The organism is Pseudomonas sp. LBUM1668, from assembly GCF_059695715.1.
In genome coordinates this window covers 5,955,585-5,974,696 of sequence record NZ_CP166787.1, presented here as the reverse complement: position 1 = coordinate 5,974,696, position 19,112 = coordinate 5,955,585, and the positions used below count along the sequence as shown (strand labels likewise).

Here is a 19,112-nt window from a genome sequence, read left to right as displayed (position 1 = left end):
TCTAAAACTCGTTCTGCAAGGCTTTGTAGCCGCGCACCAAATCGACGTTGGTGCGCGCCACGTCTTCGGAAAACTCCGAGGCGCTGACACTCACCGGGGGGAATTGCGAGAGGTCGGTGTTCGGGCCGATGCGGGTGGTGGAGGGCACGTAGAAGGCGTCCGGCAAATCGCGTCCGTCGACCACCGAGTTGTGCCGCACCACGCAGCCGTCGCCAACCACGCAATTGAACAGCACGCTGTTGAAGCCAATGAACACCCGGTCGCCGACCACGCACGGACCATGCACGATCGAACGATGGGCGATGGAAGTGAACTCGCCGATGGTCACCGCCGCGCCGGATTTGGAGTGGATCACCACACCGTCCTGAATGTTCGAATTGGCGCCGATGGTGATCGGCTCCATCTCGCCTGAGGCGTCCACTTCGTCGGCGCGGATGACGGCATAGGGGCCGACGAACACGTTTTCACCAATCACCACCTTGCCGCAAATGATCGCGGTTTTATCGACGTAGGCCGACTCGGCGATCTGTGGCAGATCGCCTGAAGGATTCTTGCGGATCATGGTTGGCTCAGCGCTTTGTAAAGGGTGTTGAGGTTGTATTCGAACAGCCCGATAAAGGTGCTGGCCGGCCCGCTGGCGGCGAGGGCATCCGAGTAGAGCGTGCCGCCAATGTGCGCGCCGCTTTCATCGGCAATCTGCTTGAGCAATCGCGCGTCCTTGATGTTTTCCATGAACACCGCTTTGACTTTCGCCTGGCGGATCTGGGTAATCAGCGCCGCGACTTCGGCGGCCGAGGGGTCACGCTCGGTGGACAATCCTTGTGGGGCCATGAAGTCGATGCTGTACGCCTGGCCCAGGTAACCGAAGGCATCATGGCTGGTGACGATTTTGCGATTGCCCGGTGGCAGTGAACCGAGTTTGGCCTTGGCTTCGGCGAGCAGGGCGTAGATCTGTTTCAGATAGGTTTGGCTGTTGCGCTCGTAGTCGGCCTTGTTCGTCGGGTCGGCGGCGATCAGCGCTTTGGTGATGTTGGCGACGTACAACTCGGCGTTGGCCAGATTGTGCCAGGCATGCGGATCGGGAACGGTTTCTCCGTCCTCATCCAGCGAGCGCGGGATCACTCCGTGACTGGCACTGACTATCGTGGCTTTGGTTTCGGTGCTGGTGACCAAGCGATCCAGCCAAGGTTCGAAACCCAAACCGTTCTTGATGATCAGTTTGGCTTTGAGCAGTGCTTTGGCATCGTCCGGGGTCGGCTCATAGGTGTGCGCGTCAGCGTCCGGGCCGACCATGTTGGTGATCTGGATATGCTCGCCACCGACCTGATGAACCATGTCGGCGAGGATGCTGAAGCTGGTCACCACCGGCAATTTTTCAGCCGCCGACAATGACATCGACAGCATCAGGCTGAACAGCACTAATAGAACGCGCATCGGGAAACACCTCATTGGGATGTAAGCAACGGTGGGCGGCGCAGCAAACCGTGAACCGGTCCGAACACCACGGAGAGCAAATATCCGGCCCCCGCGACCAGCACGATGGCCGGCCCGCTGGGCAGCGAGAAGTAGAACGACAGCAGCAATCCGAGCCACACCGACAGGCAGCCGAGGAGGGCGGCGATGGCAATCAGGATCGGCAGGCGGCGACTCCAGAATCGCGAGCTGGCGGCGGGCAGCATCATCAGTCCAACGACCATCAGTGCGCCGATCGCCTGAAATCCGATCACCAGATTCAGCACCACCAAGGTCAGGAACACACCATGGGCGAGTGGGCCAAGTCGGCTGACAGTTCTCAGGAACAATGGGTCGAGGGTGTCGAGCAGCAACGGTTTATAAATGAGTGCCATGGCGATCAGGCTGAAGCTCGATACCCAGAGCATGCCGTTCAGGGTCGGGCCGTCGACCGCTAATGCCGACCCGAAGAGCAGGTGCAAAAGGTCGAGGCGTTTGCCGGCGATGCCAAGAATCAGCACACCGCCTGCCAGCGATATTGGATAGATCGCGGCGAGGCTGGCGTCCTCTCGCAAACCCGTTTTGCGAGTGATCCATGCGGCGAGTCCGGCCATGCTCAGGCCCGCGCCGAGACCCCCGATGGTGAGCGCAGGCAGACTGAGGCCGGCGAACCAGAAGCCCAATGCGGCACCGGGCAGGATGCCGTGGGCAACGGCGTCGCCAATCAGACTCATACGCCGCAAGATCAAAAACACGCCGAGGGGAGCGGTGCTGCAGGCCAGCACCAAACCACCGAGCAGGGCGCGGCGCATGAACACGAACTCGCTAAACGGCTGAAAGAAGTGTGCGACGGTGAGCATCAGGCCACCTGCGTATGCGGTGACTGCTGGATGAGTTCTTCGCTTGTGCCGAATACGCAGGCGCTGTTTTTTATCAGCAGCGTTTTTGGAATGTGTTGGCGAACGGCGTAGAGGTCGTGGCACACCACGATCAATGTTCGACCTTCGGCGTGCCAGGCGTGGATGTGTTGCCAGAGCAACTGTTGGCCCAATTCATCGAGTGCAGCGTGCGGTTCGTCGAGTAGCAAAACAGGAGCGTCGGTCAGACTCAATCGAGCGAGCAACGCGCGTTGTAGTTCACCGCCGGACAAGGCCATCAAGGGGCGTTGATCAAGTCCGTTCAGGTGCCAGTTTTCCAAGGCTGCAGCGAGGCGCTGTGCACGCAGTTGTGTGGACAATCGACGTCCCCAGAATCCGGCGGCCACCAACTCTTCGAGGCTTATCGGGAACTGGCGATCAAGGTGCTGTTGTTGAGGGAGGAAGGAGATTCCGCTTTGCCGTGGAACACTCAACGAGACCTTGCCTGCCAAAGGCCTTTGCAGCCCGGCGATGACTTTCAGCAGGCTGCTTTTGCCACAGCCATTGGCGCCGATGATTGCCGTCAGGCTGCCGCTTTCGAATTCGAGGGTCAGGGGCGAAGTCAGCGGTTGGCCAGGTGCGCCCCAGCTCAAGGCTTGGCAGCGGATCATGCCTGCTCCCGGTGCCAGTGACTTTCGGCGACAGCATCGTGGGCATGCAGGCTTTCGGCGTGGGTCACTCGCAGTTTGAATGCACTCACTCCGGGAGAGCGACGTAGCGCAAGATTCAGTCGGCGTGCGGCGTCTTCACAGAACATCAGGTTCTGCCCGTTGGCGAGGGCGAAGGCTTGTTCGTCCGCTCGTTTGACCGCAGTTTGTACGGCGGTGCCGAGGGCGGCTTCGGCATCGTTGATGATCGCGCTCAATGGCAGTTCATCGATGAATTCGTCGAGATGAACGTGTAGTTGCGCGAAGCTCCGTTGGCTGTGGGGCGTTGCGACAATGCCTTGGGGTGAGCCCAGCCACGCCAAAACCTCTGCGTGATTCAGGTGTTTGTTAGCGAAGTCATCAATGAATTGTTGCTGGATAAGCTGTCTCGCAAGCGCTGCCGAGCACGGACATGTCGAGGAATAAGGCACTTCGATTTCTAGTTCCACGTGGAACATTCTGTTTTTCAGGCTGGCCGAAATGGTGACTGGATAGGATTTCCATCCGGCCAGAGGGCTGATCAATGCGGGTCGCCTTAGCAGTAAATCCGTGTGAATTTTCAAATAGGCGTTGCTGGACAAACCTGCGTGGCTATCGAGGAAATGCACAAGAATCTGGTGAAGCAGCGTTGGGCTAATGTTGCGTTGTTCAAGGGTTTCGAGTGCCAGATACAAGCGCGACATATGAATACCGCGCGCCTCACCATCATCAAGACTTACACCCGCATCAGCTTTCGCACTCAGGCGTTGGCCGTCCAGAAAAACAGGCAACGCGATGCCGCGCATGCCCACCCATTCGAGTGGCAAGGCTTGGCGAGCGGCCTGCGCGGCGATATCCGGAAGTGTCAGCGAATTCATGATCGGGACCATCGTGTTGATTAAATTCGATGTTACATTATAACAATTCGAATCACGATGTCTTTTTCATGAACAGGTTTTCATATGTACGCGCAAATTCCGCCTAGGGTTCCACGTGAAACACTCGGGAAAATCACCTATTCCGAGCGAGACATCATCGTGGTCGTATCCTCGACATGTCGATGACTTGGGCGGATTAGCAACCGGACAATCGGCTACAGGTGAATTTCGCGCTGCTGCCACCTGAGCTGGAGAATCGATTGATGGTGGTCCATCCCACCCGCCGGGTATAGCCGACCCAGGCTTCACCGTCGGAAGCGATGCCAGTGAAGAACGTCATTTGCCCAAACCGACTATTGGTCTGCGCCCAATATCGCTTGCCGTTCTTTTCAAAACCGCGCAGGTAAAGCGTGTTGCCGACCGTGTTAACGCTGTAGGTGTTGCCATCGGCATCCGCGCAGGCCAGCAGATTGGCGCTACGCGTGCAGGAGGCGAGCGCTGAGGTTTGTCCCCATGCGGTGGCTACAGTTAACAACAGGGCACTTAAAGCCAAGCATTTCAGCGCATTTTTCATCACATTTTCCGAGCCTGAACTTGAAGGCAGCTTTCGTCTGTTTGTAGATAAGAGAAAGAGCAGGGCTAGCCATTCTCTATTGTTATACTATAACATCAGTTTGAACTGAGCCTGATTCGGCCGATTTCAAACGTTTACCTTCTGCGAAGCTCCGTGTGAAGCCAGAACGTCACGCGCTACGCAAAAGCGCTATCGGCTGCCATTTAAAGAGGATTACCCAATGTCAGCCGAACTGCCTGTGACCGTTCTTTCAGGATTTCTTGGTGCCGGAAAAAGTACACTTTTGAATTACGTACTACGTAATCGCAAGGGTTTGCGCGTGGCGGTCATCGTCAATGATATGAGCGAGATCAACATTGATGGCAGCGAAGTTCAGCGCGATGTCAGCCTGAACCGCGCTGAAGAGAAACTCGTGGAAATGAGCAACGGCTGTATCTGCTGTACGTTACGCGAAGACTTGCTCGAAGAAGTCAGCAAACTCGCGCGAGAAGGGCGGTTTGATTACTTGCTGATCGAATCCACCGGTATCTCCGAGCCATTGCCCGTCGCAGAGACTTTCACCTTCCGCGATGAGCAAGGCCAAAGCCTCGCCGACATCGCCCGTCTGGACACCATGGTGACTGTAGTCGACGGCGTGAATTTCCTGCTCGACTACCAGGCCGCCGAAAGTCTTGCCTCTCGTGGTGAAACGCTTGGTGACGAGGACGAGCGCTCGATCACCGACTTGCTGATCGAGCAAATCGAGTTTGCCGACGTGCTGTTGATCAGCAAAATCGACCTGATCAGCCAGCACGAGCGCGAGGAATTGACCGCCATCCTCAAGCGGCTCAACGCGCAAGCCGAAATCATCCCGATGGTGATGGGCGAAGTACCGTTGGAGAAGATTCTCAACACCGGCCGCTTCGACTTCGAAAAAGCTGCGCAAGCACCCGGCTGGTTGAAGGAGTTGCGCGGTGAGCACGTCGCGGAAACCGAAGAGTACGGGATTGCCTCCACCGCCTACCGGGCGCGTCGGCCCTTTCATCCGCAACGCTTTTTCAACTTCATCGATCGTCCATGGCTCAACGGCAAGCTGCTGCGCTCAAAAGGTTTCTTCTGGCTGGCAAGCAAGCCCAACGATGCCGGCAGTTGGTCGCAGGCCGGTGGCTTGATGCGCCATGGTTTTGCCGGGCGCTGGTGGCGTTTCGTGCCGAAAAGCCAATGGCCGCAGGATCAGGAAAGTACCGTTGCGATCATGGAAAACTGGACGCCGAGTGTCGGAGATTGCCGTCAGGAGCTGGTGTTTATCGGCCAGAACATCAATTTCGTACAGCTATCTAGCGAGCTCGATGGGTGTCTGCTGACCGACGATGAAATGGCGCTGGGTGCGGAAGGCTGGCGATTGCTGCCGGATCCATTCGGTCCGTGGCACGAGGAGGCCGCCTGATGCTTGCGATTAAGCTGCTGCAAGAGCGTACGCGCTCACAGCATCAGGGCCCTACTCCCAAAGCGCTGAGCCGAATTCTTGACGACGATATCAACCTCGCCGTCTGGCAGCGACATATGCCGCTGCACATCGCCGAATTCGCAAGGTTATTACTTTCGCTAAACGAGCCCTTGGCAGAGTCGTTATGCCTGGAACTGGCCGACGAAGACGCCGAACCTGATCTCTGCGGACTGGCCTCAGGCTTCCGCGATCTGGAAGGCTACGATGGCTTTATCGCCGATCTGAAATGGCTGGTCAGTGCCTTCGCTTGCCTGCTCGGTGCGCGGCGTATCGGTTTGCGCCTGCGGGTGCTGGATAAAGCCATGTGCCCGCGGTTCCACGTCGATCACGTGCCGGTGCGCTTGATCACCACCTGCGCGGGAATTGGCAGTGAGTGGCTGGAGGAGGGCGTCATGGATCGACGCCAACTCGGTCAGGCCAACGCCGAGCCGACGGGCACCACACAGATCCAGCAACTCAAGAGCGGCGAAGTGGCACTGCTAAAAGGTGAAAAATGGCACGGCAATGAAGGGTTTGGCTTGATCCACCGCTCGCCGCAACCGGTCCAGGGCGAGCGCCGTTTGATTCTGACCCTCGACTGGCTTGGTTAACGCCTCATGGCTTGAGCCATGTGCCCTGGCTCTGGCCTTCGCAGTAAGGCTTTAGATAAGCGGCGTCAGTGGCGACGCCGTAATAGTGGATGTCTTGGCGATAGGGCATATTGGCGACTTGTGCGTTGCTGCACACACCGAAAGCGCCGGTGGGGCATTGATCGACGTACTGCACCTCGACTTTCTGTCCGGCCAGCGCTGGTTGGCAGAAGCCGTCGCTGAACAGTTTTGCCGGGATGCTGCGGTTCTGCTGGCAGACTTTCACGTCGAGCCGCTCGCCCTGACTGTGCACCACGCAGGCCTGAGCCAACACCTTGCTGGACACCAGCAGCAACAGCAACGACCATCCCATCCAACGCATCTTCAATCTCCTCAGAAACCTTCCTTAGAAAATCCCCGGCCATGTTGCAGAACATTCCTGTCCACGTCATCGCAGGCCCACTCGGCGCCGGCAAGACCAGCCTGATCCGCCAGCTCATGGCGCAACGCCCTGAAGGCGAGCGCTGGGCGGTGCTGATCAACGAGTTCGGCCAGATCGGCCTCGACGCCGCTCTACTGACCCGCGACGGCGATGGTATCGCACTGGGGGAAGTGGCCGGGGGCTGTTTGTGTTGCGTCAATGGGGCGCCGTTTCAGATTGGCCTTGGACGTTTGTTGCGCAAGGCGAAACCGCATCGGCTGTTTATCGAGCCCTCTGGACTGGGCCACCCTGCGCAGTTGCTCAAGCAGTTGAGTGAAGCGCCATGGCTGGGTGTGCTGGCGGTTCAGCCGTGTGTTCTGGTGCTGGATGCCCAAGCACTCAATGCGGGGAAAGCGTTGCCGGCAGCGCAGCAGGATGCGTTGGCCAGCGCTGGTTTACTGGTGTTGAACAAGGCAGAAAACCTTTCTGAAACTGTCAGGCGGAAGATTGCCAGTCAGTTACCGCCAGTCAGGCTCGTCTGGACGCAACAAGCGCAATTGCCCTTGAGCGAATTGCCGGGGCTGGCCGCGCGAGCGGTGGCGGGTGTGGATAATCTGATCGTGCCCAAAGGATTGGCGCAGATGCCGGCGGTCTGGAGCGATCCGACACTGCCGATTTGCCTGAGCCAGGCCCAGGACGGTGGTTGGAGTATCGGTTGGCGTTGGCATCCGAGCCAGACGTTCGACTCACAAAAGGTCGCAGCCTGGCTGGAAAGTCTTGTCTGGAAAAGGGCGAAACTGGTTATCCACAGCACGAATGGCTGGGTTTCAGCGAATGCCCTGGAGAACGCTGATCTGCATTGGCAGGCCAGTGAATGGCGGCGCGATTCGCGGATCGAGCTGATTTTCAGTGAGGCGCAGGATGTTGGCGTTTTGCAGAAGTCGTTAGCGGGTTGTCTGGTGAATTAAATATCAAAAGATCAAAAGATCGCAGCCTTCGGCAGCTCCTACACAGTGCACATAAATCCACTGTAGGAGCTGCCGAAGGCTGCGATCTTTTGATTTCTACGGCTTCCACTTGGTGTGTTCCTGCCGCCACTGACTCAGCTCGATCACCTCCGCCCGTGGCTTGTGAGCTTCAACAACTGGCGGCGTATCGTCGAAAGGTGCCGGGTAGGGCGCCAATTCAATCTGCGCACTGTGTGCGCCGAACTGGGTGATGGTGCCGTTGTGTCGGCTTTCGCCGGTCACGGTGAACTCGAAGTTGTAGACCCGCGCCAGTCGCCGGCGACCGCTGGCATCCTTGATGAAACCAATCTTCTTCAACGCGACGTTGCCGTCCAGCAGCTCCACACCGACGTTGATGCAATGCTGTTTGACCCGCTCCAGCGCCCGCTCGCGCAAGCCGTGGTTGTGCCATAGCCACGCGCCAGCGGCGGCGAACAGTATCAGCACGAAGATGTTTTCGAGGGTCAGCATCAACAATGAACTCCAAAAGTTAGCGCCAGCTTAACTGCGTCGCCGGTCTGTCGTACAGGCTGCGTTTCGTCGCATACTGCGCGGCTTGAATTTCAATCGTTTTACGGAAAAACCCGAATGAAACGTACGCCTCATCTGCTCGCCATTCAGTCCCATGTGGTGTTCGGCCACGCCGGCAACAGCGCCGCAGTATTTCCGATGCAGCGGGTCGGGGTGAATGTCTGGCCGCTCAACACGGTGCAGTTTTCCAATCACACCCAGTACGGCCAGTGGGCCGGCGAAGTGTTGGCGCCGCAACAGATTCCCGAACTGGTCGAAGGCATTGCGGCCATTGGCGAGCTGGGCAATTGCGATGCGGTGCTGTCCGGTTATCTCGGCAGCGCAGCGCAGGGCCGGGCGATTCTCAGTGGCGTGGCGCGCATCAAGTCGGTCAATCCGAAAGCGCTGTATTTGTGCGACCCGGTGATGGGCCATCCGGAGAAGGGTTGCAGCGTGCCTACGGAGGTCAGCGATTTTCTGCTGGAAGAAGCGGCTGCCGTCGCGGACATCATGTGTCCGAACCAGTTGGAGCTGGACAGTTTTTCCGGGCGCAAGCCGCAATCGCTGTTCGATTGCCTGGCAATGGCGAGGGCGCTTTTGGCTCGCGGGCCGAAAGTCGTCCTGGTCAAGCATCTGGATTACCCGGGTAAACCGGCGGATGGTTTCGAGATGTTGTTGGTGACCGCCGAGGGCAGTTGGCACCTGCGTCGTCCGCTGCTGGCGTTTCCGCGTCAGCCGGTGGGCGTGGGCGATCTGACGTCCGGCCTGTTCCTGGCGCGCGTGCTGCTGGGCGACAGTCTGGTGGCGGCGTTCGAGTTCACGGCGGCAGCGGTGCATGAGGTGCTGCTGGAAACGCAAGCGTGCGCCAGTTACGAACTGCAACTGGTGCGGGCGCAGGATCGCATTGCGCATCCGCGGGTCAAGTTCGAAGCCACTGCGATCAGTTTGTAAGCCTTTAAAAGCGAAAAGATCGCAGCGTTCCGCAGCTCCTACAGGGTCCTGGATTGCCATGTAGTAGCTGCGGAACGCTGCGATCTTTTGTTTTTTAGGTCAGGCGTCGCCCTTGATCTCCTGATAACGCTTTTCCAGTTCCTGGCGAATCTGCCGACGTTGCTGCGCCTGCATGTAGCGGCGCTTGTCTTCGCTGTTCTGCGGCTGCAGCGGCGGCACAGCGGCCGGTTTGCGCTGGTCATCCACCGCAACCATGGTAAAGAAGCAGCTGTTGGTGTGGCGCACCGAGCGCTCGCGGATGTTTTCGGTGACGACTTTGATGCCGACTTCCATCGAGGTGTTGCCGGTGTAGTTGACCGACGCCAGGAATGTCACCAGTTCGCCGACATGGATCGGCTCGCGGAAGATCACCTGATCCACAGACAATGTCACCACGTAGCGGCCGGCGTAGCGGCTCGCGCAGGCGTAAGCCACTTCGTCGAGGTATTTGAGCAGGGTGCCGCCGTGGACATTGCCAGAGAAATTGGCCATGTCGGGGGTCATCAGTACCGTCATCGACAGCTGGGCGTTTCCGGGTTCCATAACGTTCTCACGGATCAAGGCTGGTTTGCTGGAAGCACCTCTGCGGGTGCCTGGTCACTTTTCAAAAGCACCGTTATCGGGACGCCGGGCGACTGGGTGCCGTCACGCCGGGATCGATCTGTTTCCTAATATTGCACCGCCTTCCAGTGAGAAGTCGCGGTGTTAACCTGCAAAAGCCCTGCCCAAGGGCAATTCCCACACGAAAAGCGGATTTTTACCCCGGCTCGCTCAGACCTTTCTGATGCCTGACTGCGAGCGTCGTCATTCAAGGAGCCCACGCCATGCATGCCATCAGCTTTATTCAGGACCTGGCAGTGATCATGTTGGTCGCGGGCGTGGTGACCGTGTTGTTCCATCGTTTCAAGCAGCCAGTGGTGCTCGGTTACATCGTCGCCGGCTTCATCATCGGCCCGCACACCCCACCGTTCGGCCTGATCCACGACGAAGAAACCATCAAGACCCTCGCCGAGCTGGGGGTGATTTTCCTGATGTTCTGCCTCGGGCTGGAGTTCAGCCTGCGCAAGCTGTTCAAGGTGGGCGCCACGGCGTTCATCGCAGCGTTCCTCGAAATCGTCCTGATGATCTGGATTGGTTACGAGATCGGTCGCTGGTTCGACTGGAACACCATGGACTCGCTGTTCCTCGGTGCAATCCTGGCGATCTCTTCGACCACCATCATCGTCAAGGCACTCAACGATCTGAAGATGAAGAATGAGCGCTTTGCTCAATTGATCTTCGGCGTATTGATCGTTGAGGACATCCTCGGTATCGGCATCATTGCCTTGCTGTCGAGCATCGCGGTCAGCGGCACGGTGAGTTCCGGAGAAGTGTTTTCCACGGTCGGCAAGTTGTCGCTATTCATGATCGTCGCGCTGGTGATCGGCATTCTGCTGGTGCCGCGGTTGCTGGCTTACGTGGCCAAATTCGAAAGCAACGAGATGCTGCTGATCACCGTGCTGGGCCTGTGCTTCGGCTTTTGCCTGCTGGTGGTCAAACTTGAATACAGCATGGTGCTTGGCGCATTCCTGATCGGCGCGATCATGGCCGAGTCGCGGCAACTGCTGAAAATCGAGCGACTGATCGAACCGGTTCGCGACCTGTTCAGCGCAATCTTCTTCGTCGCCATCGGCCTGATGCTCGACCCGATGATTTTGCTGCAATACGCGTGGCCGATTGCCGTGATTACGGTAGCCGTGGTGCTCGGCAAGATGCTGTCCTGCGGGCTCGGTGCGTTTATCGCCGGCAATGACGGACGCACCTCGCTGCGGGTAGGGATGGGGCTTTCACAGATCGGCGAATTTTCCTTCATCATCGCCGCGCTGGGCATGACGCTGCAGGTCACCAGCAACTTCCTCTATCCGGTGGCCGTGGCCGTTTCGGTGATTACCACGCTGCTGACGCCGTACCTGATTCGCTCCGCCGATCCACTGTCGATCAAACTGGCTGCCGCGATGCCGCAGCGTTTGGGGCGGGTGCTGGGGATGTACGGCGAATGGCTGCGCAGCATTCAGCCGCAGGGCGAGGGGGCGATGTTGGCGTCGATCATCCGGCGAATCCTGTTGCAGGTCGGGGTCAATCTGGCGCTGGTCATTGCGATCTTCTTCTCGGGCGCGTTCTTCGCCGAGCGTATCTCGACGTATCTGCAAGACTGGATCAGCGATCCGAGCTGGCAGAAAGCGTTGATCTGGGGCGGGGCTTTGCTGGTGTCGTTACCGTTTCTGATCGCGGCCTATCGCAAGCTCAAGGCGCTATCGATGCTGTTGGCCGAGATGGGCGTGAAGCCGGAGATGGCGGGGCGGCACACGCAGCGAGTGCGCCGGGTGATCTCCGAGGTGATCCCGATTCTCTCGCTGCTGGTGATTTTCCTGCTGCTGGCAGCCTTGTCGGCCAGTATTCTGCCGACCAACAAGTTGCTGGTGCTGATCGCCGTGGTCGCGGCCGCCGTGGCGGCGCTGCTCTGGCGCTGGTTCATCCGCGTGCACACGCGGATGCAGGTGGCCTTGCTGGAAACCCTCGACAACCACAAAGAGTCGTCGGGGCACTGACCACCCGGGGCGTTTGGCCGATCAGCTTTCCAGCCAGACGTCCCGCGCCCAATGCCAGACCGATTCCCAGGTTTCTTCGGCAATCAGCTCTTCCTCGGCTTGCCATAACACCACCGTGCCGTCTTCTTCGACACAGTAGTAGTCGTCGCCGTCCTGGCAAATTGGAATCAGACTGCGATCCACGCCGGCATCCCAGGCGTTGGCGGCGACATCCGGCAAGTAGGTGTGCGATTGCGGGTCGGTGACAGTTACCGGCTCCAGGCTACCGTAAACCACGTCGCTGACCGTCAGCAAAAACTCCCTGAAGACAAACGGAATATCGATGAACAGTTGTTCTTCGATTTCAACCAGCAGGTCTTCGTCAGGCAACTCCAAAGGAACCGGTACCGGTTCGTTGGCTTCGCGCAGTTGTTCGATGATTTCTTCCACGTCCGGGATCCTCTTGCTTGTATGGCGCGGTTTATATGGGCCGGTTTATACAGTAGCTTGCTATAGATGCAACCGCGAAATAGAAAAACCCCGGACAAGTCCGGGGTTTTTGTTACCGCATGCTTAACGCAGAGGGGATCAGCCGTTCTGGCGGATACCGGCCACCAGCCAAGGCTGGTTCTCGCCCTGCGGACGTTCCATGTTCCAGCTTTCGCTGAACACTTCGCCCTGGTCGAAACGCGAGGTCTTCGACACACCGCTGAAGGTCAGGGTGGCGATGGTCTTGTCGGCACGGTCATCTACGCCGTCCAGTTGAACCTGGAGGTTGTCGATGTAGGTCGACTGGAAGGCGTCGCCCAGATCCGCACGCTCACGCTTGAGGAACTCGAGCATCTGCGGGGTCACGAACTCGGCGATCTTGTCCATTTCGTTAGCGTCCCAGTGCTGCTGCAGCGACTGGAAGTGGCTGCGTGCAGCTTCAAGGAAGCTCTGCTCGTTGAACCAGGCCGGTGCGTTGATCACCGGACGGGCGGCAGCAGGTGCAGCCGAACCACCGAAGATCGAACCCATGCCGGCAGGCTTCTGCTCGAACACTTCACGCTGCATCGGCGCGCCAGCCGGAGCCAGGTGCTCCTGCTGCTTGCGGCGACGAGCGGCGATGAAGCGGAAGATCACGAACGCGATCACGGCCATGATCAGGATGTCGAAGATCTGCATGCCCTGGAAGCCGCCGCCCATGAACATGGAAGCGAGCAGACCACCGGCGGCGATACCGGCCAGAGGGCCGAGCCATTTCGAAGCACCGCCGGCCTTGGCAGCAGCGCCAGCGGCACCGGCAGCACCAGCGGTCGCCGCAGCGCCGCCAGCTGGGGAAGAAGGAGCCATTTGGCTGGTCTGGTGCGACGGCGCAGCGCCGGCGCTTTTGCCACCACCAAAGCGCTTGGCGTTGGCGTCGAGGCTCATCGTCAGGCCGATGCACAACGCCATGGCGATGCTAAGAAAACGTTTCATAAAGGGATTTCCCGTTTGTGGAGACACGCGCGCCATGTTGCACAGCTGAAGTGTTACTGGCTAGCGAGAGAGTGTTTCGGGCTTTTGCCTGACAGGTTACGTTCAGCTCCGTCGGGGCAATAAGGCCATGTACTTTCGGCTGTAGGAAAAGGAGATAGGTTCAGAAAGAAATTGAAACCTGTAGGCGTGAGCCTGCTCGCGATGAGGGGATGTCAGTCAACACATACATTGAATGACAGACCGCTATCGCGAGCAGGCTCACTCCTACAGAAGAGCAGAACAGGCGCTTATATGGCTTCCAGTTTGGCGTAACCGAGCATCAGCCACTTGCTGCCTTCGCCGAAGTTCACCTGCACTCGCGCCTGTGCACCCGCACCTTCGAAGTTGAGGATCACGCCGTCGCCAAAGACCGAGTGGCGTACTGCCTGACCCAGGCTGAAGCCAGTCTCGGGAATCTCGCTGCCGCTGAACAGATTGCTGCCGCTCATCGACTGGTTGCCGCCGAACGGACGGCTGACGCTGTTCGACAAACGGACTTCCTGAATCAGGCCTTTCGGCACTTCCCGTACGAAACGCGAGACCTTGTTGTAGGTTTCGCTGCCGTACAGGCGCCGGGTTTCAGCGTAGGTCATCACCAGGTTCTGCATGGCCCGGGTGATACCGACGTAGGCCAGGCGGCGTTCTTCTTCAAGACGTCCCGGTTCTTCCAGGCTCATCTTGTGCGGGAACAGGCCTTCTTCCATGCCCACGAGGAACACGTAAGGGAATTCCAGGCCTTTGGCGCTGTGCAGGGTCATCAACTGAATGCTGTCTTCGTGCTCGTCGGCCTGAGTATCGCCGGCCTCCAGCGAAGCGTGGCCGAGGAATGCTGCCAGTGGCGTCAGGTCTTCGTCTTCTTCAGTGTTCTCGAAGTTGCGCGCGGCGCTGACCAATTCCTCAAGGTTTTCTACCCGCGCCTGGCCTTTTTCGCCCTTTTCCGCTTCGTGATAGGCGATCAGACCGGATTGCTCGATGACGGTTTGGGTCATCAGGTGCAGCGGCATCTCTGCGCATTTGGCAGCGAGGTTCTCGATCAGCTCGATAAACGCACCCAGCGCACCCGCAGCACGACCGGTCAGGCCTTTATTGGCGACCAACAGGCGCATGCCTTCCCACATCGACACATCGCTGTGGCGCGCATGCTCGCGAATCGCTTCGACGGTTTTCTCGCCGATGCCGCGAGCCGGGACGTTGATCACCCGCTCCAGCGCTGCATCATTGCCCCGACCTTCGAGCAAACGCAGGTAGGCCATGGCGTTTTTGATTTCCGCACGCTCGAAGAAGCGCTGGCCGCCATAGATGCGGTACGGAATGCGTTCACGCAGCAATGCTTCTTCCAAAACGCGTGATTGGGCGTTGGAGCGGTACAAAATCGCGATGTCGCTGCGAGCCAGGCCGGTTTTCAGCGCGCTTTCGATGGTTTCGACAACGTAGCGTGCTTCGTCGTGTTCGTTGAACGCGGCGTACAGATTGATCGCCTCGCCGTCGCCGCCGTCGGTCCACAGCTCTTTACCCAGACGTCCGGTGTTGTTGGCGATCAGGGCGTTGGCCGCTTTCAGGATACCGGCGGTGGAGCGGTAGTTCTGCTCCAGGCGAATGGTCACGGCGTCCGGGAAGTCGGCGGAGTATTGATGGATGTTTTCGATCTTCGCCCCGCGCCAGCCGTAAATCGACTGGTCGTCGTCGCCGACCACCATCAGGCTGTCGCCACCCTTGCCGAGCAGGCGCAACCAGGCGTACTGCACGGCGTTGGTGTCCTGGAACTCGTCCACCAGAATGTGCCGGAAGCGCTTCTGATAATGCGCCAACAGCCCAGGGTGGTCGCGCCACAAGTCGAGGGCGCGCAGCAGCAGTTCGGAGAAGTCGATAACACCGGCGCGCAGGCAAGCAGCCTCGTAGGCCTCGTAAATGCCGCGCATGGTGGCCAGGTACAAGTCGCCGCTGGCCTGTATGTGTTGGGGACGCAGACCTTCGTCTTTCTGTCCATTAATGAACCATTGGGCCTGACGGGCCGGCCAGCGTTGCTCGTCCAGGCCCAGCTCGCGGATCACCCGCTTGACCAGCCGTTGCTGGTCGTCGCTGTCGAGAATCTGGAAGGTCTGGCTCAAGCCGGCTTCCTGCCAGTGCGCCCGCAACAAGCGGTGCGCCAGGCCGTGGAAGGTGCCGACCCACATGCCAGCCGGGTTGATACCCATTAACTGCTCGATGCGGTGACGCATCTCGGCAGCGGCCTTGTTGGTGAAGGTCACCGACAGGATCGAGTGGGGCGAGGCGTTTTCGACCTGGATCAACCAGGCGATACGGTGCACCAGCACTCGGGTTTTACCAGAGCCGGCACCGGCCAGGACCAACTGACGGCCAACGGGGGCTGCTACGGCCTGGCGTTGGGCATCGTTGAGGGAGTTCAGCAGAAGGGAGAGGTCATCGCGCATCGGGGCATTCTAGGGTGCGCCGCAGGCCCGGGCAAACCGAGCTTTGCATTAGCCGATGAAAGTGCCGTCAATGACGACCGGTCGGTCACTGGCTACAGGCGTCAGCCCGTCTCACTCTGCGGGTTCTGTCGGCACCACGGGAGGGAAAAGTTTCGGTGAAATTGTGATCCGCAGCAGTTTGGCAACGGGATCGGCTTGTGTATGCTCCGTCCACGTTTCGGGCGCACGCCCCCTTATAAGAACAAGAACGTTGCCCATGACCCTCAGCGCCGAACTGTCGGGCCCCTCTGTGGAACCCCGGGTTATCCGCAAGCACTACGCCGTCGAGATGGCGGTCGAGCGCACGCGTCTGCTGTATCAGGGCTCTTTATTGCCCACGCTGTTCATGTTGATCAATGGTCTGGTCTGCGCCGGTTTGCTCTGGAGCCCGCAGCGCTATTTCGTGGTCAGCGTCTGGCTGGTGTGGTTGTTGTCGCTGGTGGCTTTACGGGTGATTCAGGTAGCCGCGTTCGACTCCGCGATCCCCAACCGGCAGGCCCAGCCGATCTGGCGCCGGATGTTCCTGCTCGGCTCGACCATGACCGGCCTGACCCTGGCCGGTGCGGGCATCGCGCTTGTGCCCGCCGACAACTTCATGCAGCAAGCCTGGGTTTTCGGCCTGATCGGCGCCGCGACCCTGTCGGCCAGTGTCGCCTACGCGGTGAGCCTGCCGGCATTTCTGTCGTTTACCTTGCCCTGTCTGCTGCCGGCGATCGGTTATCTGTTTTGGGGCGGCGACGAGCTGGCGCGCGGTTGGGGCTGGCTCGGGCTGATTCTGCTGGGATCGCTGAGCGTGGTGGCGTGGCAGGTCAATCGTCTGATCGATCGTGGTTTGCTGCGGCGCTTCCAGAATCAGCACCTGATCGAGCATCTGCAACAGACGCAGGCGCGCAGCGAGCAGCTCAATCAGGAACTGGCGACAGAAATCGACCACCGGCGCTGCGCCGAGGGCAAGTTGCGCGAAGCGCAGGTCAAGCTGGAAGACCGCGTCGCCCTGCGCAGCCGCGAGCTGGACGCCGCCAATCAGGCCTTGAGCAAAAGCGAAACGCGTTTGGCGCTGGCGTTGAAGGCCAGTGAGTTGGGGCTATGGGACTGGAATCTGCAAACTGACGAAGTCCACCACACGCAGATCCAGGAGCTGTTCGGCCTGGCCCCGGAATACGTCACCGCCATCCTGCGCGACCTCAAACCGCGGCTGCACCCCGAAGATGTGCCGCCCCTCAAACAGGCGTTGATCGAGCATCTGAAGGGCCGCAGCGAGGACTATCAGATCGAATACCGCGTGCGTCACGGCGATGGCCATTGGGTCTGGATCGAGGACCGGGGCCGCGCCGTAGAGCGCAGTGAAAGCGGGCGGGTGATCCGCATGGTCGGCACCCGCCGCGATATCAGCGCCAGCAAGAGCCTTGAAGAGCAGCAGCGCCTAGCGGCAACGGTGTTCGAGGCGGCCAGCGAAGGCATTGTGATTTTCGACCCGAATTACGCACTGATCGCGATCAATCAGGCGTTCAGCCGGGTCACCGGTTACGGCATTGATGAAATGCTCGGGCGCAACGTGGTCGAGCTGCCGTGCAGTCGCGATGCCCGCCGCCATTACGTCGCCATCCGCACCGCGCTGGAGCAGCACGGCAGTTGGCAGGGCGAATTGGTAGAGACCCGCAAGAACGGCGAACTTTATCCGCAATGGCTTCAACTCAACGCGGTGCGCGATAGTCGGGGAAATGTAAGTCACATTGTTGGCTTCTTCGCCGATCTTTCCGCGCGGCGTGAATCCGAAGAGCGCATGCGTTATTTGACGCACTACGACGAACTTACCGGCCTGGCCAACCGCTCGTTGTTTCGCGAACGGCTGCATGAAGCCCACCAACGGTTTCGGCAGGGCGGACGGCGCAGTCTGGCGCTGCTGCACATCAATCTTGATCGCTTCAAACTGCTCAACGACAGCCTGGGCCATGAAATCGCTGACCAGATGCTGCAGAAGATGGCTCGCCGATTGGTCAACGCCTTGCCGGAAGCCGACACGATCGCCCGCTTATCTGGCGACGAGTTCGCTGTGCTGTTCGATGCCTACGGCAACCTGTCGAGTCTGGCGCGGGTCGCCACACGGCTGTCGGCCAAGCTGCGCCTGCCGCTGACCGTGGACGGGCACGAATTGGTGGTCAGCGCCTCGATGGGCATTAGCATGCTGCCGGACAATGCGCGGGAGATCTCCGCGCTGGTCAGCCAGTCGAACATGGCCATGCAACATGCCAAACATCTGGGCGGCAACAATTTCCAGTTCTACACCGAAAGCCTGCAGGCCAGCACCCTTGAGCGATTGCAGCTGGAAAACCAGTTGCGCAAAGCCATCGATGAGAAGCAATTACAGGTGTTCTATCAGCCCAAGCTGTGCCTGGAGTCGGGGCGCTTGAATGCGGCGGAAGCCCTGGTGCGCTGGGATCATCCGAGCATGGGTCAGGTGCCGCCGGGGGACTTCATCGGGCTGGCCGAAGAAACCGGATTGATCGGGCCGATCGGCGAATTCGTGCTGCGCCAGGCTTGCTGGCAGGCGTGCGAATGGCAGCGTCAGGGGCTCGCGCCGATTCGCGTTTCGGTGAACCTGTCGGTGCACCAGTTGCGTCAAGGCAAGCTGGTCAGTCTGGTGCGACAAGTTCTGGAAGAAACCGGGCTGGCGCCGCACTACCTCGAACTCGAACTGACCGAAAGTCAGCTGCTCGACAGCGTTGAACACATCATCGCGACGTTCCAGCAACTGCGCGATCTGGGCGTGAAACTCGCCATCGACGATTTCGGCACCGGGTATTCATCGCTGAGTTATCTCAAGCGCATCCCGGTGGATTACGTGAAGATCGATCAAGCGTTCATTCGTGGTTTGGGCGAGGGCAGTGAAGATGCGGCGATCACCCGGGCGATCATCGCCATGGCCCATGGGCTGTCGCTGAAAGTGGTGGCTGAGGGGGTAGAGCGCGAGGAACAGCTGGAGTTTTTGCGCGCCGAGCGTTGTGATGAAGTGCAGGGTTATCTGATCAGTCGACCCGTTGAAGCTGCCGCTCTGGCCGGGCTTTTGCGTACACAGGAAAACCCGCTATAAGGGCTACATGCACGCCATCGCGCCTGATATGGGGACATGGAGTTACGCATTGA

Annotated in this window: 18 protein-coding genes; 6 read left to right on the top strand and 12 right to left on the bottom strand. The window is 59.3% G+C overall.

Annotation, left to right across the window (positions count from 1 at the left end):
* Position 1: 1 nt before the first annotated feature.
* From ACA061_RS27010 to ACA061_RS26985, 6 genes are all read right to left on the bottom strand, one after another.
* Positions 2–562 carry a gamma carbonic anhydrase family protein gene (locus ACA061_RS27010; RefSeq protein WP_150616936.1) on the bottom strand — a complete coding sequence of 187 codons (561 nt, stop codon included), beginning with the start codon at positions 560–562 and terminating at the stop codon, positions 2–4.
* On the bottom strand, positions 559–1,434 hold the full coding sequence (locus tag ACA061_RS27005; RefSeq protein WP_497300322.1) for a metal ABC transporter substrate-binding protein: 876 nt from the start codon (positions 1,432–1,434) through the stop codon (positions 559–561). The genes ACA061_RS27010 and ACA061_RS27005 overlap by 4 nt, the downstream gene beginning before the upstream one ends.
* A gap of 11 nt (positions 1,435–1,445) precedes the next feature.
* Positions 1,446–2,312, bottom strand: a complete 867-nt coding sequence (locus ACA061_RS27000) for a metal ABC transporter permease (protein WP_497300321.1) — start codon at positions 2,310–2,312, stop codon at positions 1,446–1,448.
* Complete coding sequence (locus tag ACA061_RS26995; RefSeq protein ID WP_150616933.1) at positions 2,312–2,980, bottom strand: metal ABC transporter ATP-binding protein; 669 nt, start codon at positions 2,978–2,980, stop codon at positions 2,312–2,314. Before ACA061_RS26995 ends, ACA061_RS27000 begins: the two co-directional genes overlap by 1 nt.
* Positions 2,977–3,873 (bottom strand): GTP cyclohydrolase FolE2, encoded by an 897-nt coding sequence (gene folE2, locus ACA061_RS26990; RefSeq protein ID WP_497300320.1) that lies wholly within the window; start codon positions 3,871–3,873, stop codon positions 2,977–2,979. The genes ACA061_RS26995 and folE2 overlap by 4 nt, the downstream gene beginning before the upstream one ends.
* A gap of 196 nt (positions 3,874–4,069) precedes the next feature.
* Positions 4,070–4,447 (bottom strand): glutamine synthetase, encoded by a 378-nt coding sequence (locus ACA061_RS26985; RefSeq protein ID WP_210553301.1) that lies wholly within the window; start codon positions 4,445–4,447, stop codon positions 4,070–4,072.
* Between the two features lie 220 nt (positions 4,448–4,667).
* Here ACA061_RS26985 and zigA point away from each other — a divergent pair, with 220 nt between their 5' ends.
* Together zigA and ACA061_RS26975 are read left to right on the top strand one after the other, a co-directional pair.
* Complete coding sequence (gene zigA, locus ACA061_RS26980; protein ID WP_210553302.1) at positions 4,668–5,873, top strand: zinc metallochaperone GTPase ZigA; 1,206 nt, start codon at positions 4,668–4,670, stop codon at positions 5,871–5,873.
* Complete coding sequence (locus ACA061_RS26975) at positions 5,873–6,523, top strand: DUF1826 domain-containing protein (RefSeq protein ID WP_497300319.1); 651 nt, start codon at positions 5,873–5,875, stop codon at positions 6,521–6,523. Before zigA ends, ACA061_RS26975 begins: the two co-directional genes overlap by 1 nt.
* Before the next feature lie 4 nt (positions 6,524–6,527).
* Here the strand turns inward: ACA061_RS26975 and ACA061_RS26970 are convergent, their stop codons facing one another.
* On the bottom strand, positions 6,528–6,884 hold the full coding sequence (locus ACA061_RS26970; RefSeq protein WP_150688282.1) for an NADH:ubiquinone oxidoreductase: 357 nt from the start codon (positions 6,882–6,884) through the stop codon (positions 6,528–6,530).
* A gap of 41 nt (positions 6,885–6,925) precedes the next feature.
* Between ACA061_RS26970 and ACA061_RS26965 the strand changes: the two genes are divergently transcribed.
* Positions 6,926–7,891, top strand: a complete 966-nt coding sequence (locus ACA061_RS26965) for a CobW family GTP-binding protein (protein ID WP_210700718.1) — start codon at positions 6,926–6,928, stop codon at positions 7,889–7,891.
* A 96-nt stretch (positions 7,892–7,987) separates the two neighbouring features.
* Here the strand turns inward: ACA061_RS26965 and ACA061_RS26960 are convergent, their stop codons facing one another.
* Complete coding sequence (locus ACA061_RS26960) at positions 7,988–8,401, bottom strand: DUF3301 domain-containing protein (protein ID WP_497300318.1); 414 nt, start codon at positions 8,399–8,401, stop codon at positions 7,988–7,990.
* 117 nt (positions 8,402–8,518) lie between these two features.
* Here ACA061_RS26960 and pdxY point away from each other — a divergent pair, with 117 nt between their 5' ends.
* The gene (pdxY, locus tag ACA061_RS26955; protein WP_210553306.1) at positions 8,519–9,391 is read left to right on the top strand and encodes a pyridoxal kinase PdxY; all 873 of its coding nucleotides are present in this window, start codon (positions 8,519–8,521) and stop codon (positions 9,389–9,391) included.
* 99 nt (positions 9,392–9,490) lie between these two features.
* Here pdxY and ACA061_RS26950 read toward each other — a convergent pair whose 3' ends face one another.
* A complete protein-coding gene (locus tag ACA061_RS26950; protein ID WP_003229693.1) occupies positions 9,491–9,973 on the bottom strand; it encodes an acyl-CoA thioesterase in 483 nt (160 codons plus the stop codon).
* Between the two features lie 281 nt (positions 9,974–10,254).
* On the opposite strand from ACA061_RS26950, the gene ACA061_RS26945 reads away from it, so the two are divergent.
* On the top strand, positions 10,255–12,018 hold the full coding sequence (locus ACA061_RS26945; RefSeq protein ID WP_150616926.1) for a cation:proton antiporter: 1,764 nt from the start codon (positions 10,255–10,257) through the stop codon (positions 12,016–12,018).
* Between the two features lie 21 nt (positions 12,019–12,039).
* Here the strand turns inward: ACA061_RS26945 and ACA061_RS26940 are convergent, their stop codons facing one another.
* The 3 genes from ACA061_RS26940 to uvrD all read right to left on the bottom strand — a co-directional run bounded on the left by ACA061_RS26940 (position 12,040) and on the right by uvrD (position 15,929).
* Positions 12,040–12,447 carry an SMI1/KNR4 family protein gene (locus ACA061_RS26940; protein WP_003187120.1) on the bottom strand — a complete coding sequence of 136 codons (408 nt, stop codon included), beginning with the start codon at positions 12,445–12,447 and terminating at the stop codon, positions 12,040–12,042.
* 138 nt (positions 12,448–12,585) lie between these two features.
* Positions 12,586–13,458: a Tim44 domain-containing protein gene (locus ACA061_RS26935; RefSeq protein WP_150603611.1), complete on the bottom strand. Its 873-nt coding sequence runs from the start codon at positions 13,456–13,458 to the stop codon at positions 12,586–12,588.
* 287 nt (positions 13,459–13,745) lie between these two features.
* Entirely contained in the window at positions 13,746–15,929 is a 2,184-nt protein-coding gene (uvrD, locus tag ACA061_RS26930; protein WP_150603610.1) for a DNA helicase II, read from the bottom strand.
* Positions 15,930–16,185: 256 nt separating this feature from the next.
* On the opposite strand from uvrD, the gene ACA061_RS26925 reads away from it, so the two are divergent.
* Positions 16,186–19,059 (top strand): putative bifunctional diguanylate cyclase/phosphodiesterase, encoded by a 2,874-nt coding sequence (locus tag ACA061_RS26925; protein ID WP_497300317.1) that lies wholly within the window; start codon positions 16,186–16,188, stop codon positions 19,057–19,059.
* The last annotated feature ends 53 nt before the right edge of the window (positions 19,060–19,112 follow it).

What these genes read in the sequence shown, in the direction of transcription:
- ACA061_RS27010 (WP_150616936.1), bottom strand. Translation starts at nt 562, where the DNA reads ATGATCCGCAAGAATCCTTCAGGCGATCTGCCACAGATCGCCGAGTCG.
- ACA061_RS27005 (WP_497300322.1), bottom strand. Translation starts at nt 1,434, where the DNA reads ATGCGCGTTCTATTAGTGCTGTTCAGCCTGATGCTGTCGATGTCATTG.
- ACA061_RS27000 (WP_497300321.1), bottom strand. Translation starts at nt 2,312, where the DNA reads ATGCTCACCGTCGCACACTTCTTTCAGCCGTTTAGCGAGTTCGTGTTC.
- ACA061_RS26995 (WP_150616933.1), bottom strand. Translation starts at nt 2,980, where the DNA reads ATGATCCGCTGCCAAGCCTTGAGCTGGGGCGCACCTGGCCAACCGCTG.
- folE2 (WP_497300320.1), bottom strand. Translation starts at nt 3,873, where the DNA reads ATGAATTCGCTGACACTTCCGGATATCGCCGCGCAGGCCGCTCGCCAA.
- ACA061_RS26985 (WP_210553301.1), bottom strand. Translation starts at nt 4,447, where the DNA reads ATGAAAAATGCGCTGAAATGCTTGGCTTTAAGTGCCCTGTTGTTAACT.
- zigA (WP_210553302.1), top strand. Translation starts at nt 4,668, where the DNA reads ATGTCAGCCGAACTGCCTGTGACCGTTCTTTCAGGATTTCTTGGTGCC.
- ACA061_RS26975 (WP_497300319.1), top strand. Translation starts at nt 5,873, where the DNA reads ATGCTTGCGATTAAGCTGCTGCAAGAGCGTACGCGCTCACAGCATCAG.
- ACA061_RS26970 (WP_150688282.1), bottom strand. Translation starts at nt 6,884, where the DNA reads ATGCGTTGGATGGGATGGTCGTTGCTGTTGCTGCTGGTGTCCAGCAAG.
- ACA061_RS26965 (WP_210700718.1), top strand. Translation starts at nt 6,926, where the DNA reads ATGTTGCAGAACATTCCTGTCCACGTCATCGCAGGCCCACTCGGCGCC.
- ACA061_RS26960 (WP_497300318.1), bottom strand. Translation starts at nt 8,401, where the DNA reads ATGCTGACCCTCGAAAACATCTTCGTGCTGATACTGTTCGCCGCCGCT.
- pdxY (WP_210553306.1), top strand. Translation starts at nt 8,519, where the DNA reads ATGAAACGTACGCCTCATCTGCTCGCCATTCAGTCCCATGTGGTGTTC.
- ACA061_RS26950 (WP_003229693.1), bottom strand. Translation starts at nt 9,973, where the DNA reads ATGGAACCCGGAAACGCCCAGCTGTCGATGACGGTACTGATGACCCCC.
- ACA061_RS26945 (WP_150616926.1), top strand. Translation starts at nt 10,255, where the DNA reads ATGCATGCCATCAGCTTTATTCAGGACCTGGCAGTGATCATGTTGGTC.
- ACA061_RS26935 (WP_150603611.1), bottom strand. Translation starts at nt 13,458, where the DNA reads ATGAAACGTTTTCTTAGCATCGCCATGGCGTTGTGCATCGGCCTGACG.
- uvrD (WP_150603610.1), bottom strand. Translation starts at nt 15,929, where the DNA reads ATGCGCGATGACCTCTCCCTTCTGCTGAACTCCCTCAACGATGCCCAA.
- ACA061_RS26925 (WP_497300317.1), top strand. Translation starts at nt 16,186, where the DNA reads ATGACCCTCAGCGCCGAACTGTCGGGCCCCTCTGTGGAACCCCGGGTT.